At 37.4% G+C, this 18,805-nt stretch carries 16 protein-coding genes; 4 read left to right on the top strand and 12 right to left on the bottom strand.

The features are described 5' to 3' along the window. Positions 1 to 20: 20 nt before the first annotated feature. Genes traM through traK form a run of 3 tightly spaced genes read right to left on the bottom strand, consistent with a single transcriptional unit; the run spans position 21 to position 2,420 of the window. Positions 21 to 1,298: a conjugative transposon protein TraM gene (traM, locus tag PDL71_RS07435; protein WP_407527483.1), complete on the bottom strand. Its 1,278-nt coding sequence runs from the start codon at positions 1,296 to 1,298 to the stop codon at positions 21 to 23. A gap of 5 nt (positions 1,299 to 1,303) precedes the next feature. Continuing rightward, the gene (locus tag PDL71_RS07430; protein WP_407527480.1) at positions 1,304 to 1,801 is read right to left on the bottom strand and encodes a hypothetical protein; all 498 of its coding nucleotides are present in this window, start codon (positions 1,799 to 1,801) and stop codon (positions 1,304 to 1,306) included. Position 1,802: 1 nt separating this feature from the next. Further along, positions 1,803 to 2,420, bottom strand: a complete 618-nt coding sequence (traK, locus tag PDL71_RS07425) for a conjugative transposon protein TraK (protein ID WP_407527478.1) — start codon at positions 2,418 to 2,420, stop codon at positions 1,803 to 1,805. A gap of 153 nt (positions 2,421 to 2,573) precedes the next feature. On the opposite strand from traK, the gene PDL71_RS07420 reads away from it, so the two are divergent. The 3 genes from PDL71_RS07420 to PDL71_RS07410 all read left to right on the top strand — a co-directional run bounded on the left by PDL71_RS07420 (position 2,574) and on the right by PDL71_RS07410 (position 5,629). Further along, positions 2,574 to 3,950 carry a hypothetical protein gene (locus PDL71_RS07420; protein ID WP_407527476.1) on the top strand — a complete coding sequence of 459 codons (1,377 nt, stop codon included), beginning with the start codon at positions 2,574 to 2,576 and terminating at the stop codon, positions 3,948 to 3,950. 136 nt (positions 3,951 to 4,086) lie between these two features. Beyond that, on the top strand, positions 4,087 to 4,671 hold the full coding sequence (locus PDL71_RS07415) for a DUF6088 family protein (protein WP_407527473.1): 585 nt from the start codon (positions 4,087 to 4,089) through the stop codon (positions 4,669 to 4,671). A gap of 1 nt (position 4,672) precedes the next feature. After that, positions 4,673 to 5,629 (top strand): nucleotidyl transferase AbiEii/AbiGii toxin family protein, encoded by a 957-nt coding sequence (locus PDL71_RS07410; protein WP_407527470.1) that lies wholly within the window; start codon positions 4,673 to 4,675, stop codon positions 5,627 to 5,629. On the opposite strand, the gene traJ is transcribed toward PDL71_RS07410, so the two are convergent. Genes traJ through PDL71_RS07375 form a run of 7 tightly spaced genes read right to left on the bottom strand, consistent with a single transcriptional unit; the run spans position 5,630 to position 11,988 of the window. After that, positions 5,630 to 6,823 carry a conjugative transposon protein TraJ gene (gene traJ, locus PDL71_RS07405; protein WP_407527467.1) on the bottom strand — a complete coding sequence of 398 codons (1,194 nt, stop codon included), beginning with the start codon at positions 6,821 to 6,823 and terminating at the stop codon, positions 5,630 to 5,632. A 26-nt stretch (positions 6,824 to 6,849) separates the two neighbouring features. Then, positions 6,850 to 7,476 carry a TerB family tellurite resistance protein gene (locus PDL71_RS07400; RefSeq protein WP_407527464.1) on the bottom strand — a complete coding sequence of 209 codons (627 nt, stop codon included), beginning with the start codon at positions 7,474 to 7,476 and terminating at the stop codon, positions 6,850 to 6,852. Beyond that, positions 7,473 to 8,117 carry a hypothetical protein gene (locus PDL71_RS07395; protein ID WP_407527461.1) on the bottom strand — a complete coding sequence of 215 codons (645 nt, stop codon included), beginning with the start codon at positions 8,115 to 8,117 and terminating at the stop codon, positions 7,473 to 7,475. The genes PDL71_RS07400 and PDL71_RS07395 overlap by 4 nt, the downstream gene beginning before the upstream one ends. A gap of 35 nt (positions 8,118 to 8,152) precedes the next feature. Beyond that, entirely contained in the window at positions 8,153 to 8,833 is a 681-nt protein-coding gene (locus PDL71_RS07390; RefSeq protein ID WP_407527458.1) for a conjugal transfer protein TraI, read from the bottom strand. A gap of 6 nt (positions 8,834 to 8,839) precedes the next feature. Then, positions 8,840 to 9,220: a hypothetical protein gene (locus PDL71_RS07385; protein WP_407527456.1), complete on the bottom strand. Its 381-nt coding sequence runs from the start codon at positions 9,218 to 9,220 to the stop codon at positions 8,840 to 8,842. A gap of 4 nt (positions 9,221 to 9,224) precedes the next feature. Further along, complete coding sequence (locus PDL71_RS07380; protein ID WP_407527453.1) at positions 9,225 to 11,669, bottom strand: TraG family conjugative transposon ATPase; 2,445 nt, start codon at positions 11,667 to 11,669, stop codon at positions 9,225 to 9,227. Next, the gene (locus PDL71_RS07375; RefSeq protein ID WP_407527451.1) at positions 11,653 to 11,988 is read right to left on the bottom strand and encodes a DUF4133 domain-containing protein; all 336 of its coding nucleotides are present in this window, start codon (positions 11,986 to 11,988) and stop codon (positions 11,653 to 11,655) included. The genes PDL71_RS07380 and PDL71_RS07375 overlap by 17 nt, the downstream gene beginning before the upstream one ends. Positions 11,989 to 12,169: 181 nt before the next feature. On the opposite strand from PDL71_RS07375, the gene PDL71_RS07370 reads away from it, so the two are divergent. Further along, complete coding sequence (locus PDL71_RS07370) at positions 12,170 to 12,799, top strand: hypothetical protein (RefSeq protein WP_407527448.1); 630 nt, start codon at positions 12,170 to 12,172, stop codon at positions 12,797 to 12,799. 44 nt (positions 12,800 to 12,843) lie between these two features. On the opposite strand, the gene PDL71_RS07365 is transcribed toward PDL71_RS07370, so the two are convergent. After that, a complete protein-coding gene (locus PDL71_RS07365; RefSeq protein ID WP_407527445.1) occupies positions 12,844 to 18,348 on the bottom strand; it encodes a helicase-related protein in 5,505 nt (1,834 codons plus the stop codon). Next, a complete protein-coding gene (locus tag PDL71_RS07360) occupies positions 18,320 to 18,802 on the bottom strand; it encodes a hypothetical protein (RefSeq protein WP_407527443.1) in 483 nt (160 codons plus the stop codon). The genes PDL71_RS07365 and PDL71_RS07360 overlap by 29 nt, the downstream gene beginning before the upstream one ends. Positions 18,803 to 18,805: the final 3 nt, after the last annotated feature.

The following is an 18,805-nucleotide window of genomic DNA, read 5'->3' as shown; positions in this document are numbered from 1 at the left end:
GCTTTACTATTTTATGTTCATTAATCGGTTTCAGTATTTTTATCTTTCAGCAGAACTTTATATCCTTCTTTAATCATCACTTTAACCTGTTTCACTTTACGGGTTAGTAATTGCTTTGCAGTATTAATGCCTGCTGCTGCGGCCTGAGCTTTTAACGATGGGTCAAGTGTGGTAAGCTCCATTAACTGTAAACTGTTATCTGCGGAATTTTTTGCTACATCCCGGCTGATAGAACCAGGAATGTAAATGCCAGTTAAACCATCCAAATCGTAGAGTTCTATTTTTACAGGGAATAGTTGATTTTTATAACGGATGGAGTTTATTTCTGCTTCCAGCCGCTCATTGTTTAATGATGCAATTCCGTTAACAGGAGTTCCTTTCGGGATGAGTACACCATTTATAAAAACATCTGTAGAAAGCCGTAACTGAATAACAGCACCGTTTACTAATGACTGATTACTGTGCACCACAGCTTCAATTGCAAATCCCTCATTAGTTTCTTCACTCTCTTTTGTTACTCCGTAGAATTGATTGCTGGTGTTTAGTTTTTTCTTTATCGTATCAATCAGCGTTACATTCGCCAGTTTGGGTGAAGTGGTTACAGCAAATACCACCTGCTTATGTTGCAAAGATTTTTCTCTGAGTTTATCCTTTACCCGTTGCGGATGCTGTATGTCTAATATTCTCTCCAAAGTTCCGTTGAGCTGCTGCATTTCAGGGTCGCCGGTATTGGTTTTATCCATAGTTAACATCATGTTTTCAAGTCTGTCCACTTCGTTAGAAAATTCATCACCCTGATTGGGCAATGAACTTTCTTCAACATTTGTGTTTTCAGTTTCAGGTTGTTTATTGATTTCCTTTTGTAATAATGCTAATTTTTGCAGCAACTTTTGTTCAGGGTTATTTTCAGCTATTTCATAAGGTGATGAATTGAGACGCTGATTATATTTTGAAGCCGAGTTTTGAGTAAGCAATTCCAATTCATTCACTGGTATGTAACCCGTATCTTGTTTTTGCTGGTAATACGGGTCAGTCCGCATCCATTCTTCCAACTTTGCCGAATCTTTATCAGCCTTATCATAAAAACTAAGTTTATCAGTAAGGTTTTCATCTTTCATTTTAGCATCGGGAAGGTTAAGGTTTAATCCTTTTTGTTCGTTTGCAAGAACAGGTTCATTACCTTTTCCTCCACCTAATGCCCAAAACGCCATTGTGAGAAATGGTATTACCAGCAGCGGTAACACCAGCATCATTTTTCTTTTCCGCAGGAAGGCCTGCGACCTTTGCACACTGCTCATACACTTCATTTTTGTTTTTGTGATAAATAGATTTGTTCCAGCACCTGCACACTATCCATCAAACCCGGCCGGGCTTGCAGAATGCTGTCGTATTCATTCGTTCTGTTCAATTTTAAACTATCCATGTATTTTCTAAAATCCTGTATTTGTAAATAAGTTTGTTCATCTATAGTTGCCTCCGGCATTATGGTTTCATCTCCCGATTTATTAAAGTGCTTTGGAATATCCATTTGCTGTATCTCTAAAGCTTTCTGCTTTCTTTCAGGACTGAAAACACTGTTTACAATAAGATAAATACTGTAGCCACCTGCAGAAACGCAGAAAAATATCAGTAGTAGTTTTAATCGTTTAAAATCTGTGTTCATAAATATCCTGTTCATATTATCTGCAAATAGTTGTTGTGCTTTAATGCCGACACCGGCAATTTTGCCGGCCACTTTATCAGATACGGTAGTTTTATCATCTGACTGAACCTCTTTCTTTTTCTTCTTGAACAACCACATACTACCTGTTTTGAATGTTGATGTCAGTATTCTCCAACGTCCGCCATTTTTCAATTAAAAAGCCATGTGAATTATTATCACTACGGGAAACATTTCTCAGGTATCCTTCGGTAATCAGATTCCTGGTTACAATGGTGGTGGGCCGAATAATTTTCTGTTCCCCTTTATACCTGAAATAAAACGGATACACATCTGTATTAATAATGATGCTATCCATTGTGATTTCCTGACTGATGTTGCCCGATATGAGGTTTGAATAATACCCATTCTCTTTCAGGTTATCGTATTGTTGTTTTGCCGAATTGTCTGCCAGGTATAATGCTTTTGTAATGTTGGCCTGAATAACTTTATCATCAGGGTCAAGAGAAAAGAAGAAATGATGAAACATTTTTACATGGTCTTTTGCTTCCACTGGAATATTATCTTTCCTGTCGGCTGCATAGGCTTCTAATGCCTTTCCATTTGCCAGTATAAAAACCTTGTTCTGAGATTGAGACGATAACTGATAGCTTTTGTAAGCAATAAAAAGGGATATGATAACACAGGCAGCTAAGAACGCCACACTGAATAGCCGGATATACCTGAAAGTGGTGTCTATATTTTTTGTTTTCTGAAACATTGCTCACATTTTTCCAAACTCACAATTGTATATTCTGCAATTACTTTACCAAGAAGGGGAATTATATGGTAAGTGAGGTAGGGCTAACTGGTGCGTAAACACTTGCTAAATGAATATTCTTAACTTCATAAATCAAACATTATCGAAATTTTAATGAAAACTGAACCAATCACTATACGACAGATTTCGAAGAATCAGTTTAATATTTTTATGCTGTTTACACGGCATCCTGCTGTACAAAATTTTGCAAGGGAGTTAGAATACTATTCAAATGACGACAACTCTATTTTAGGAGTGGTTCTGTTAGATTTATATGACAGGGATTTTAGTTATGTGCTTTTGGTGAGAGATGAAAACAGGCAATTCAGAGAGTTTGACACCAAAGTAAGTTTTTCCAGTAAAGCTGAAGCTGTAGATATGCTGAGCAATTCCATAAAGTGGCATACAGCACAGAATCTTAAATCTGTTGTGCATAACCTGCCCGAAAGAGGACTTGATTTATTTAACATTGTAGTGAATCAAGAAAAAATTCATCCCTATTTTACAAGACTTAATGAGGATACTCAATTTATCCCTTCAAAGAGAGCTATCATAGAAATTGCCAACCACCTTTCGGATATTGACGGCAATTTTATTGAACAGTTTCAGTCAATAAATGGGTTTGATGCCAGACTTTGGGAAATTTATTTGTTTGCCTCGCTAACTGAGCAAGAGTTTTTAATCAATAGAAAGCATGACAGGCCTGATTTTATTATTCAAAAGTATGATATTGAAGTTGGAGTTGAAGCTGTTACATTGGGAAGAGATAAAAACAATCCACCAACATATTTGCCTAATGAAGAAAAATTAACGAGGCCAGCAGATATTCTGATAAAAATTCAAAATGAAATACCACTTAGATATGGCAGTACGCTTTTTTCAAAATTGAGTAAAAAATATTGGGAATTATCACATTTAAAAGACAAGCCTTTCTTATTGGCTGTGGCTGACTTTCATGATGATTTTTCAATGACCTGGTCATACATTTCTTTGGTCGAATATCTATATGGACAGAGGGAGGAATTAATTGTTTTGGAGGATGGCTCCGCTTTTACCAAGACTGAAAAGATAACACACTATACTAAACTTACAGGCGCAAGAATAAATTCAGGATTCTTTTTTGAGCCTGATTGTGAAAACATAAGCGGTGTACTATTTAGCACGACAGGAACGATTGCAAAGTTTACGAGGATGGGCATCCAGGCAGGATTTTCATCCAGCAAACAAAAAGTATTGAGAGTTGGCGACCGGTATGACCACAATTCTAATTCATTTACCCCAATATCATTTTCATATATGGTTGATGAAAACTGCACTGAAACATGGAGTGAAGGGTTAAATTTATTTCATAATCCCAATGCTAAATATCCCATTGATATGGATTTATTTCCAAACATTGCTCATCATAAACTTAAGGGAGAGCAACTGATAAGTTGGACTCCTGATTTCCATCCTTTCTCATCAATTAATATTAATACGATAGTAAAGTAAAAAACTATTTAGGGGCACTGAATTATAAAAATTAATTGAATATCAACATATTAATCTAACATTTGCATGAAATTTAAATGAAAAAACTGTTATTTACCAAAAATTATTGTACTTTTGTTCAGTAAATAAAAAGTATATGAGCAGGTTACAGCAATTAAAAAGGCAATTAAAGCCGGGTGAGGTTTATCGCCGTACAGAGCTGGCCAATTGGTCTAAATCGGTTGACCGGCACCTGGATGAATTGGTGCAGGAAGGGACATTACAAAAATTGTCTCAGGGGTTATACTATTACCCAAAAGAAAGTGCTTTTGGCAAAACACCACCGGATGAAAATATGCTGGTAGAAAGTTTTTTGAAAGACCATCGCTTTTTGCTTACCACTCCTAATGTATATAATAGCCTGGGTGTGGGCACCACCCAATTGTATAATGTAAGAACGGTGTATAATCATAAACGGCACGGAGAGTTTAAGCTGGGTAATAAAACATTTCAGTTTAAGATAAAACCGCACTTTCCTAAAAAATTAACACCCGAATTTTTATTGGTTGATTTAGTAAATAATCTTGAATCACTGGCAGAGGATAGCAGCGAAGTATTGAAGAAAGTGGCTGACAAAGTTGAAGTGATGGATAAGAAAAAGCTGAAACATTCAGTAGTGGAATATGGCAGTGTAAAGGCAAAGAAATTATTTGCTCCCTTACTACAACCTCATACGCTTTAATATGGCTGACGGCTACCTGCATAATCATAAAGACTTTTCAGACCTGCTGAATATACTGGCTGATAAAAATAACATCCTGCCAGGGCTTATTGAAAAGGATTACTGGATTATGCATGTACTGTATGGACTAAAGAAACAAGGATTGGATTTTGAACTGAAAGGCGGAACATCTTTATCAAAAGGCTATAAAATTATAGACCGGTTTTCTGAGGATATTGATATCCATATAAAACCACCTGCAGAGTTAGGGGTGGAAGAAAACCCTGCCAAAACAAAACCCAATCATATTGAATCAAGAAAGAAATACTATGACTGGCTTGCGGAAAATATAAAGATTGAAGGTATTGTCTCTGTAAAAAGAGACACTGCGTTTGATGATGAAGCATACTATCGGAGCGGCGGGATCCGGCTTTTGTATGAAAGTAAAACTGAAAGTATAGAGGGTGTGAAAGAAGGAATTTTGCTGGAAGCAGGTTTTGATACCGTAACTCCTAATAACAACCTTACAATAAGCTCCTGGGCCTATGACGAAGCTGCTGCTAATGGCAGTATAAAAATTAATGATAACCGGGCGGTGGACATTACCTGCTACCACCCCGGTTATACTTTTGTAGAGAAGTTGCAAACTATTGCAACAAAATTTCGTCAGGAGCAGGAAGACAAAACGGAAAGGCCCAATTACATGCGGCAGTACTATGATATAGCCTGCCTGTTAAAGAATGAACTGGTGCAGCAATTTATAGACACTGATGAATACAAAGCCCATAAAAAGAAAAGGTTTCCTGCAAAGGATTTTGCTATACCGGTTACAGAAAACCAGGCTTTTCTTTTATCAGATGCTGCACTACGGGACGCATTTAAGAAAAGATATGAAAAAACAAACAAGCTTTACTACAAAGGCCAGATACCTTTTGATGAAATAATGAATATCATTCAAACAAATATTGGGAAGTTGTAGTTATGTTTTCCCACTCAATTTATCCTTCATATAATTACTTCCGCCACCACTATTGCCTTCTTTAAAATATCCTTGTGATGCACCTGCATCAGCCATACTGTTACTCATTTTGTTGTAAGCTCCACCCATTGCATCTCTTACCATAGAAGTGCCACCCGCTACAACAGTACGGCTGGATGTACTCATCATATTTGTTACTTTATAAAGTAATGTATTGCCGCCACCGGCATGTATAATATAATTGGCAACCGACGGCACAGTGAAGTAACCAATGATACCGATAATCATAAAAATTAAGTATGCAGTATCTGTGGTACTAAAAAAAGTATCGCCATTGGTTGCTATCTGTTGCAAATCTTCCTTTAGCATATTTTCCTGAATTTTTCCCATGATGCCACCGAAGATGTTAGCAACAGGCAGCCATAGAAAAATATTTAAGTAACGGGCTATCCAAACAGTAAGTGTATGCTGAAAGCCATCGAACACAGCAATGCCAAAGACCAATGGCCCCAAGATAGCTAACACAATTAAATAAAACGTTCGGATGGTATTGATGCAAAGAGCTGCGGCCTCAAAGAGAACTTTTAGCACTTCGGCCATCCACTGCTTAATTGAATTTCGGAAGTTGTAAGAAAACTTTGCGAAGGCGAATTTAATGTCATTGCCAATACTCTTCAGCCAGCCTTCTTTTTTGTCAGCATAATGATATTTGTACCATTTATCCCGGTCGCCGGAACCATTGGGCCCTACATACATTTGCCAGTAAGCTGTTTTCTTTATAGCTTCTTCTTTCATCTCCAGCAGTTTTGCCACAGCTTTATCTGAGTCAGTTACCATTGCTGCTGTAGCAGTAACCGTTGGCTTCATAACACCATTAATCATAGCAATTACAGATGGAAATATCAACACAGCAAAACCTAACACAAATGGACGAAACAGCGGATAAAAATCCACTGGCTCTGCTCTTGCAATATGTCCCCACACTCTTGAAGCAATATACCATGTGGCAGCAAAGCCGGCAATACCTCGACCTACGCCAATGAGCCTGCTACAGAGTGGCATCATATCATCATACAACTTCTCCAGCACTTCATGCAGGCTGCGGATTCTGTTAGCCATGCCCTGAGCTTCTGCTAAATGAGGAATCAGCAATACTACAATTGCTATACAAACAACTCTTACACACATTTTCATACTCACTTCTTTTTGGAATGGAATCTCTATTTTGTCAGCCCATATAATCTGCGGCTCATTTCAATTTCTGCTTTTTCTGCTTTACGTTGCAGTGAAAGCAAATTGCTGTTATTGGTAAATTCTTTAAGGAAGGAATACTGTTCTTCCACCGTCAGATAAATTTTATCAATAGCCTGCAACCGTTCATCATCACTCATACGCAGCTTTCCTGAAGTAATGACCATAGACAATTCATCCAGGGCTTTTAAACTCTCATTAAACAGGTTGCCATACACCTTGCCGAGATAATCAATTTCGTCAATAGTAAACTGCTTTTCTTCTTTAAACCGGTTATACGCCAATTTATATTCTTTAGCTATCCGAAGTTGATAACTGATGATGTCAGCAATACGTTTATACTTTTTAACTGCGGGGCTTACCTGCATTAAACCATCTAAGAAAGTTTTATGGATGTTGAAATTTCCTTCGGATATGTTTTTAACAGCAGTATATCCTTTATTCAGTAGTTTATACCCATCATACATATTTTGTAAAATCTTTTTAAACTGTGCCAGCTTTTCTATGTTAAGCAACAGTTGTTGTACTTCTTCGCTTTGTGCTTTTAGTTGAAAACTCATACTGCACATAATCAAAATCACAATTAGCTTTTTCATTTTATTCCATTTATAAGTTTAGAACGATTGATTTCCATCTGCTCTCCCAAACGTTGTACAGCCAGCAAACCCATATCTTCACTAAAGGAGCAGGCAAAGGAATATTTATCCTGTGCATCAGCATATAACCTGTCAATTCGTTTCAGTCTTTCATCATCTTTCATTTCTAATTTACCCGATGTTGTTACCAGAATTAATTCTTCTGCCGTTTTCATGCATTCGTCCAAAAGATTATCAAATACCATTTTGCAATAGTCCAACTCCGCTTCAGTAAATTGTTTTGTTTCCCTGATTTGCTGAATAGTGATTTTTGTCTGTTTGATGATTTTTACCTGGTAAGCAATGATATCCGCCACCTTTGCATACCGGCGTATGGCAGGGTTTACATTTTTGAGCCTGTTAAAGAAGTCCCGGTGCAGGTTAAAGTCTCCATTTTTAATGTTTCGGATGGTATTAACTCCACCGCTTACAATATTGTACCCTTTTTTTGCATAGCCGATATAAACCTGTAAGGCTGCAATTTGTTGCAACAGGTATTTCTTTTGTGTAGCTTTTTGATTGAGCCATTCATCTGTGGTTTGGGCACTTGATGAGTGAAAGGCAAACAGACCTACTGTTGCCAATAGCAATATTCTTTTCATACTTCACATTTTCGTTCTTCACAATATTGTTCCAGTTAACGGCTGATACCATATAGCCTTTTCACATACTCAATCTCACCCCGTTCACTGGCCCGTTGGATACTCAACATCTTATTCTGATTATTGAAATCTTTTAAATCAACATACTGTTGCTCCAGGTTATCTGAAACGGTATTAATAATTTCCAACCGTTTAGCATCGCTCATTTGTGTAGCAAAAGCATTCACCACCAAAAACAACTGGTCAATGCTTTTCAGGCTTTCATCCATCATGCCGGAGTAGATATTGTATATATAATCCAGTTCTTCGGTAGTAAAATCTTTATCCTGTTTGAATAAAGCCCAGGCGCCCTTATATTCATTTACCATTTGCACCTGGCGTTCAATAATATCTTTCACCCGGTTATAATAAGCCAGGGCAGCTTTTACTTTCCATAATTCCTGGAAATAGTCATCATAAAGCTTTCGTTGTTTTTCCACCCAGTCTTTAATCTCATTCAACTTCAACTGGCTCATTTTATTTTCCAGTGTTTTTTGGGCATTCTGTAGCCAGATGGTTTTGTTCTGAAGCCGCTGCATTTGCAGGTCAATCGCCTTAATAACTTTTTTTACTGCCGCTTTAATGATGTCCACAATGGGAATTTGTGCCTTGGTTTCCTGTATTGGCAAAAACATACAGCACATACTCAATCCCACTACTGCCAATATCTTTTTCATAACATGCTATTTTATTTTTTTAAACTTATTAGTTCCATCAAACAAAACTTTTTCTTTCACATCAAAAGAATAATGGTCTAAGGTTTCTGCCTCTTCCAGCAATTTGGTTTCGCCATTGTAAATTCCTGATGTTTCTTTCACTTTATATTCCGGCACATTTGCTTCACCTTCTACCTGCCGGATATAGTGCCATCGGTTTTGAATTTTGAATTCTTTTGCTGCTGGATTTTGAAGAGAAATGACAAGGGTGTCAAACTCTTTTCCAAATTCATTTTGCCCGGCTCTTACATAGGTGCCGGGTATAAATTCCATGATTTCATCTTTGCCGCTGGTATTGCAGCCGGCGATAATTAATGTTGCTGAAAGGATAAGAAATACTGTTTTCATACTATCAGTTTTTGGAGTGAATAATCTCGTCGGCTAAAGCCTTAATCCCTTTTTCAATATCCCCACCAAACTTTGCAGCATAAGCCTGTACTTTCACTTTTTCTTTCTCCTCAGTTGTATAAGCCAGGTATTCTTCCGGCGATACTTCTGTACGATAGACTTTGCTCAACACACCACCCAGAGAAATAAAGACCTCTTTATATTTTTTAGTTGGGTCGTTGGCTTTGTTGATAGACAATACCAACGCCTTTTCTTTTTCTGTCAACCCCAGCAATTCCTGTATCTGGTCGAATTTGTTTTGATACTTACTTTGGTCTAATAATATTTTGCAATCACTGTTGTTGATGATTGCCTGTTTTACCACCGGTGACGAAATAATGTCTTCCACTTCCTGCGTTACCACAATGGCTTCACCAAAAAACTTTCTCACCGTTTTAAACAGGTACTTAATATATTCTGCCATTCCTTCTTTAGCAATTGCCTTCCAGGCTTCTTCAATCAGTATCATTTTTCTTATTCCTTTTAGTTTTCTCATCTTAGAAATAAACACTTCCATAATGATGATAGTTACGACCGGGAACAAAATCGGATGGTCTTTGATATTATCCAATTCAAATACGATAAAACGTTGCTGCAACAAGTCCAGGTTTTCCCTTGCGTTCAACAAGTAATCAAACTCCCCGCCTTTATAATATGGCCGCAGCACATACAGAAAGTTGGACACATCAAAGTCTTTATCCTTCACATTATCGCCTTTCAGCACCGCTACAAAATCATCTTTTAAAAATTCATAGAAACTATCAAAGCAGGGAAATAATTCTTTATCGTTCTCTACCTTCCCAAAATATAATTGCAGGGCATTAGAAAGAGCAACATATTCGCTGCGGTTAAAGGTTTCATTATCTTTTTTCCAAAGAGCTAATAACAGTGTTTTAATACTTTCCTTTTTCTCCGTATCAAGTATATCGCCTTCGCCAATATAAAACGGATTAAACTTAATGGGCTTGGTTTCCGAATAGGTGAAGTAGTAGCCGCCAACCAAATCGCACAAACCTTTATAGGAATGGCCCACATCTACCAGCACAATATGTGTGCCTTTTTCGTAGTAGCTCCTTACCATGTGATTGGTAAAGAAAGATTTTCCACTTCCCGAAGGGCCCAAAATGAATTTATTTCTGTTGGTGCAGATGCCTTTATCCATTGGCTCATCCGAAATATCCACATGAATAGGTTTGCCGCTTAGCCGGTCGCCAAGCCGTATGCCAATAGGACTTACAGAGGAACGATAGTTGGTTTCCAAATTGAAAAAACAACAGGCCTGCGGACTGAAAGTGTCGAATGTATCATTCATCGGAAAGTCGGCAGCATTGCCCGGAATACCAGCCCAAAATATTTGCGCTGAACCTTCAGTTTCTAATTTTGGTGTGGCATCCATTTGAGTAAGTGCAGAAGAACATAGGTTTCTGATGTTCTTCAATTCCTCTTTGTTATCTGTCCATGCTAATAAATTAAAATGAGCCTTAACCGGTAACCGCTGCTCACTGATGGCCTCGTTCAAAAAATCATCTGTTGCCTGCTTACTGATTGCATTTTCCCGGCTATATGCAGAAAGTGATTGCAGCCGCAGTCTTTTACTTTCCAGCTTTTGCATCGTTTTTTGTACATCCTCAATAAACACATACTGGTTGTAGATATGATTGCAGGTAAGCAACTGCCCGATGGGTGATGCAAAGCCTACACTGAATTTTGTTTTATCAGTAGAGTATTTGTCGTAGTTAATCCGTGAACCACAAAGAGCAGGTACAAACTCAGCATCAGCCATTGTATAAAGCTGGCAATGGTTCTCACCAATTTTCCATTCGGGTTTAAATTCAATATCTCTTAGCAGAACTGAATCATTGCCTAAGTTGAGATAATGTAGTATAGAATCAGCCAGTGAGTTATTTTCAATTTGCTTCATGCTTATAAAACCACTGTCGGTTAGTATCTTTTGAAACTGTCCAACATGGTTCATAAAATCATGGAAATGTTTTGGCTGTAATGTTTCTTCCGGTACAATCGTTCTTCTTAACAGGCTGCTAAAAATTGATGATGATGTTTTGCGATTATTTGGTTTCTTCGTTAACATGATATAACAGCGATGGTCTAAGTAAGGCCGTTCATTAAAGAACCGGTCACTGCTTCTTGTAAGAAAACTATTGTCTTCCTGTATAAAAGCAGGTTTATACTTTGCTTCGGTAAACCAATCCTGTTTGTGCAACACACTATTAACAGGCAATACTTTTATCGCTTTAATCCAGGCATGATGGAATGCTTCATAATCATCATTACTCATGGTGAACAGTTCTGGCAACTGCACTTCAAATACAACTGTTACATCACCCATTTTAGAAAGGATGGCATTATGCTCAATGGCATATACAGGCAGTATCTCATTTAGATTTTTCATTCAGCAACATCTTTTTCAGTTTCACTTTTGAATAGCTCTTTATCACATCCGGCACAGAACGCCGGGCAATCTTTTTCATCATGCCATGTTCCCCATAAGTGCGGCTTAGTTTATAGATACGCATAAATAAGGCAGTAGTAAGTATAGCAATGAATGGCAGACAAAAGAAGATACCCAGGCCGCTGATATAGAGTATTGCAAATAGTATCAGCAACACCACTAAACCGCCGCCCAGGTACCAGATATATTGAGCTTTGAGCCCTTTGAACTCAATGCTGCGGTTAATGCCTTTGTTGATTTGATAGACGGAGGAGGACATAACTATTTAAAGAACAAATGCAGCAAATAGTTTTCCAAATGCACAATTCATGGAGTAAGAGAGGTAGTACAACCTCATAGCTTTTCTTTATGAGTTTTACTTTTGAATCATGGCTGTTGTTTGTTTCTTTAACAAATCCTATATCTTACCTGTTCATTTCAAATAAAACTGCTGTTACACAATGAAGATTATTGGCAAATTGCTTTCAATATTTAAGAAAGATAGTATGGTAGAGAAGCTTTATAAAATTGGTGCTTACCATGAAGCCGGACATGCGGTATTAGGATTTTACTCAGGATTTGAGGTTAAAAGCATTTCATTAATAACTTCCGACCCTGGCAGCGGTATCACAAGGTTTGATTATGGTGCAGACAATTTATTAATTGCCGGGATTTTAAATGCAAAGAAGGACCCTGCATTTTTTAATTCACTTTCACAACCTGTCAGAGCAAGAACTCCTCAGGCTTGTTTAAAAATATGTAATACACTAATTGCAGGGCCTGTTACAGAAGCTATATATAAATTTGGCATTGACTACATCGGCAATATGGAAGTTGGTATTAAAGACCCGGATGCTGAAGGGATTGAAGCGGCTGATTATGTACTTTCAATAATTGACAAGAACCATAGTAAAGCATATATACAAGAAACAATTATTTCAATAACAGAGATTTTAAGAAGTGAGCAGTTTTGGACAGTTGTAATCAGCTTATCCGACAAGTTGTTAAATTCTAAAGCTAAAACGTTGGCACGGCAAGAAATTGAAGCTGTTTTTGAAAAGCATAATTTCACACAATATGACAGATTATAAAGTATATAAAGGCAAACTTCTTCAGCATAGAGATAATGCAGCAACTAAATTCTAATGCCCTTTGTTTTTCCTTCGCTAACCTTTCTCTTTGCTAATAAGGATTTTTCATCTTTTTGTGTTTTAATTTCCAACTTTACTACCGGAGTTTCAACTGCTGCTTCAACGGCCTCATGCTGCTTAATCTGGTTTGCCTGTATCTTCAGCGTAATCTCCCTTTCCAATTTCGATACATCTTTCTTCAATTGCCCCAATTCATCTTCTTTATTAAAAGGCTTTGCTACTATTTTTTCGAGCATGGGAATATTTTGATTGAGTTCGTTGAGTTCTTTTTGATATTTTTCTTTCAAGCTTTCCACCCGGTCAATAGCATTTAAAAAATACCGGGCAGCCAGCTTTGGATTATCAATATTAATATGCCCCTGGTTCCATGAATATTTTATACCGGTTTGTTTACTCTCGGCATAAAACACATTGCTGTATTTGTATTCAAACAACCCTTTGTCCTCATAAGTTTCTTTTTGCCTGCGGATAAATAAATCAAAGCCATACAGTTCTCCAATCCTTTTATTATCATCGTCACTAATATCAGGTTTCCAGGTCGTGTAGAGACGGATTAAATGGTTGCCGATAGTTTCTGCATCTGCACTATTTAGACCTTCAAGGTGAACAGGATTAATCTTTATTCCTTCTTTGTCATACTGTAACTGACTTTTGTATTGCTTTTCATCTATACTCAACTTGTCTAAAGTTTGCAGTGTTTTACCTTTTTCTTCCTGCAGGTTTTCTAATTTAAACCTTGACCGGAATATTTCTTTATGGTGGGCATTGCGTAAACTTTCTAAAACCGCTATCTTCTTTTCCATTTTCGATTTCTCCAGCAACGTTGTATCACCGGAAAGAATAGCGATATACTCAGAGAAATTCATTCCGCTTTTTTCGTCAATGCTTCCTTCATCAATGGTTCTTACGTTCAGTTCGCAATTTTTCATCTGGCTGATAAAAGTTTGCTTATTCTTAAGCAGATTGAATTTGTAGTTATCTAATGATTGCTCAACAGCATAGATAAAATTCTTCACCTTGTTGTTATAAAATTCCTTTGCAACAATATTTCCCTGCCTTGCGCCACGGCCATCCCGTTGTTCAAGTTCAGAAGGTTTCCAGGGAATATCCAAATGATGCATGGCAACTACTTTTGCCTGTACATTTAATCCGGTTCCTGCTTTTTCAGTACTGCCCAGCAAAATGCGGATTTCACCATTATTCATTTTGCGGAACAGTTCCGGCTTTTGCTTATCCGTCCAATCATGAATGAAAGTGATATGATTAGCATAGACTTTAAAATCAGTAATAAGTTTTTCTTTCAGGGCATCATAGATATTAAACTCATTAAGTTTTGGTGTACCAATATCGCAGAAGATGATTTGAGTGCCTTTGTGTTCTTTACTTTGCTCATATATCTCAGCTACTTTTCTGGCACATACATTTACTTTATTATTTGGATGGTCGCTGTACTTACCTGAGTCAATCAGCCGCATATCGGCCGCCATCTTTTTGGCATAGTTCGTTGCAATCAACATTCGACCTTTATCTTCTTCATCCGTTAATCTTGGCCTGCCGATTAATTCTCCATCTCCTGTTTTGGCAAACTGCATCAATAGCTTTGTAAATTCCTGCTGCTCCGGTGTTGGCGGAATATTGATTAACTGTTCATCAATTTCAGGTTTATCCAAATTAATATGCTTGGCCGTTTTATAATCAGTAATCTCATTATAGAACAATGCCAGTTCGGGCACTTTTATAAAATGCCTGAATCGTTCCTTCGCAATAATTTCATTGGTAACTGAAAATTCAAAATCAGTCGTTTTCTTTGCAAACACAGCAGCCCAGGCATCAAAGTTTTCAATGCGCTGCCGTTCCATTTCTTTTGGCCGCAGGTATTTAAACAACAGGTACATTTCTGTAAGGCTGTTACTGATTGGTGTGCCTGATAAAAAAGTAACACACAAGTCACTGTTAAATCTTGTTTGCAGTTCCCTAACGGCAAACAGCATATTCAATGCTTTCTGGCTTCCTTCTTTATTTCCCAGGCCAGCAACTCTATCATGTCGTGTAGTGTAGGTAAGATTTTTATACTTGTGGGCTTCATCTACAAACAAATGGTCAATACCCAATTCCCGGAAGTTAATACCTGCGTCTTTCTTTTCTTCAATACTTTTTTTCAGTTCCTGAAGTTTAACCCCAAGATTTGTTTTGCGTATTTCCAGACCTTTTAACATTCGCCTGCTAATTTCACCCCCCATTTCTTTTATGGTATGCAAATCCCTTTCTACATTGTCAAGCTCTGCTTCAAATATTTGCTTTTGTATTTCAGGGCTTTGGGGAATTTTGCCAAACTGGTCATGCGTAAGAATAATGCAATCCCAGTTGTTATTCTTAATTTCATTAAACAACCGCATCCGTTTAGCCGGTGTAAAATCATTTTCATCCGGTGACAGTATCCTTGCATTGGGGTAAGCTTTTCGGTAAGTTTCTGCAATTTGCCGCACATTGGCTTTTAATGCCAGTATCATTGGTTTTTTGACAATATGCAGCCGCTTCATTTCATTAGCAGCTACCACCATCGTTAATGTTTTGCCCAGACCTACTTCATGGTCTATCAATGCACCACGGTTTTGTACAATGCGCCAGACTGAGTTTTTTTGAGAGCTATACAAATCATCAATAGCTAACCTTTTTCTATCCAAACCCGGAAACTGCAAATGGCTGCCATCATATTCTCTTAGCACATAACAATTGAAAGTATCGTTGTAAAGTGTCTCTAATTCTTTCTTATCAACATCCGGTAATTCTTTCAGCCAGTCAATAAAACCGTTGCGGATGGATTCAATTTTCTGATGAGCCAATTGTATGGCTTCGCTATCAGGCACTCTTATAGCTTTATCACCAGTTCCAATTTCATAAGTGTAAAAGGGAGTTGTATTTTCCAAAGCATACTCCAATAGCGAATCTCCATAAGTTGTTTTTCCACTCTTGGGTGTTACAGCATATTCCTGGTTTATTTTTGCATTGGTAAGCCTTGCCTTTACTTTGAAGGTATCTAAAGACGGAAAATAATTTACTTCGGTATTGAGTTCAAAAAGATGTGAAGCAAACCGGTTGTAGTAGTCAAGAGGTATCCATCTTTCTCCCAAATTAAAATCGAGTAATTCAAAAGGTATTTTCTCTGGCTGTATTTTTTGTAAAGCATGAAGGCATTTAAGTAGTTGAATATTATCAGGATTTTTCTCAACTACTTCCGTAGCTGCTTTTAATTTGAATACCACATTGCCGCTTAGCAACTGGTCTGCAGTGCCCCACTGCAATGTTGATGGATTAAGATAGATATGATTGCCCAACGCTTCAATTGTTTCCGCCTCTGTGCTATCGGTGGCGGCTGCAATAAATTCAATATCCACTTTGCCTTTATCATTCAGGCTTTTTGCTAATGCTTCTAAAGGATTGTCCGTTGTAAATACTTCCTGCTTTGGTACTAAGGACTGTGTAAGTATATCCGCCTTTACAAATTGTTCACCTTCCTTTCTTTCTAATGATGAAAGCATGGTTAATCCAAAGGCTTCATCTTTTAAAATCCTTTGCCTGTTAATAGATGAGTTCAGCAAGCCATAACCTTTCGTTAATGACTCATAAGCTTCATTCAGTTCTTTTCGTAAATCATTATGCTCCGTTTGTTGTGTTGTTTCTTTTTCAAACAACTCAAAATACATATCCCTTACCGCAGTGTACTGTTGGTAAAAGCCCAGGTCTTTTTTATCATGCAGGCTTGAAATAAAGACAGGCTTATCATCATCTGATGCCATGTAGGAAACAAAGCCAACACGGTTATTATGTACAATCAATGTTCCTTCTTTGTGGAGTGGATTAAAGTTCTTTAGTGTTTCCAGTTTATCATCATCACCCAGCGAAACATGAAACACGGCCTCGCCGTCATTGTAAAATTGCTGGTCGTATTTTTTCAGCATATTTGTTATGCCAGCTAACTCATGTTGCAGTAAAGCCGCATTCATCCAGTTAGCAGAGAACTGTAGTTCTTCGGCATTGGAATAAAGTTTATAGACATATTGTTTGAAGGCCGTTGATTTAGCCGTCATTAAAACAATCAATTCATGTTCCGGTTTGTCTTTCGTTCGGATGATATTTAAAATTCTCGCTGTCTTTTTATCAATTACTGTTGCATCCAACGGATTGATATAAGCCGCAGCACGGTTTACAATAGTTGCTGAACCGGTATCAAACAAACCCAACTGTACTGAAGAATTGTCGGGCTTATTTTCTGGCATCTCAGTGTAAGTAAGATGTTTGCCTTTTGGCTTTTCAAATTGTTTAATTGCCTGATTTAAATTTTCATAATTAAATCTTTTATCAAACCCTTCGTTGATAGTTCTGCTTAAAGTTGGAGCAATCAAATTAATGTCGCCGGTTTGCCAGATAGTTTCATGTGCTTTACCATATTGGTCTCTGCCGGGTTTTATCTGATTGCCTAAAATAAGTTCAGGATGAAGAACGATGTAATGATTGTGGTAATAGTTACCAAATTCGTTTTGCTGTTCAACAGTTTTAATTAACTGTTTTTCTTCTTCTGAAAGAGATTGTTTAGCTAGATTCTTTTGAACAATCAGCAAATGACTTGGAGCCTCGGTATTGCCTGTATCTTTCATCAGGTTATCCGGCATTACATTCAGGCTAATAAAATCCGAACGGGTAAAAAGATATTCCCTGGCGATTTGGTTAGAGGGGCTGTTGAGGAAGGCATCGGTAGTGATGTAAGCCATTACACCACCGTCTTTCAGCTTATCAAGTCCTTTTGCAAAAAAGTAATTGTGGATTTTATCCGTTAAGCCTTTTTCCTGTATGCTTTCATCATACACTTTAAAATTACCAAAGGGAATATTGCTGACGATTAAATCATATTTTCCATTTTCAGAAGCCGGAGTAATTTCAAAACCTTTTATTTGAACGGAAGCAGGAATAGATAACGAACTACTTAATGCGGTTAATACTTTACCAGTAAGAAAATCTTTCTCAACAGCATTGACTTTTTGCAATGATGGAAATGCAGCCTCAGCTTCTGTTACAAATACACCGGCACCACTGCTTGGTTCATACATCGCAGTAGGTTCAATACCTTTCGCTTTTAAAACACTGAAAACTGTTTGCGGAATTATTTCAGGAGTGTAAAAAGCAGTGAGAATACTGTTACGGATAGAATCAATTGCATCTTTATATTCTTTCTCACCAAGTTTTTGCTGCAATAGTTCATGCAGTTCAATTATTTGCGGATATAGTTTTAAATCTTCTTTAGAAGCATTTTGCTTCTTCCATTCTTCTTTGGATGCCTTTTGAAACAGAATTGCTTTTAATCCACCGAAGCCGGAATATTTCTTCAAAGCAGAAAGCTGGTCAAAAGACAATTTATTTTCTTCCGACCAGTTCAACGCAATACGAATAGCTTCAATATTGTCTTTAAGTTTTTGCTGACTGTTGTAACTCATTGCTCACAGATTCATTCACACGATTACTTTCCAGGTATTCACTTACTGCGCCGGTTATGGCATAGCGGATAAACTGATTGTCCACATTTTCTTCGGCAAACACCAAGTCATCAAAAGTGGAATTACAAAAGCTAATCATATTGACAACCTCATGCTGAAGCAATCCCGATTGAAGAAGTAGCTTATAGTCATTTTCAAATTCCGTTTCCAGGATATTCAGTATGTAGTTGTATCTCGATGGACGTAATTCTTTTGTAATTTCCTGTAGGCAAGTTTCCACAATAATATATTCAGGCCGGCTGCTATTCTTTAACTGCTTTATTAATGGCCCGGCGGTACTTACCTTGTCATACAGCCAAACACGGAGTTTATCTTTAGCTTCTAAATCAAAAAGTATATCAGGATTATTATCCCTGATATACTCCAGTAATTTGCCAATTAAGATTTCTTTCATACG

The sequence above is a fragment of the Lacibacter sp. MH-610 genome (assembly GCF_045780045.1).
In the GTDB taxonomy this organism is placed as follows: Bacteria; Bacteroidota; Bacteroidia; order Chitinophagales; family Chitinophagaceae; genus Lacibacter.
Note: the sequence above shows the minus strand (reverse complement) of the source record. Positions and strands in the feature narration are given on the sequence as shown.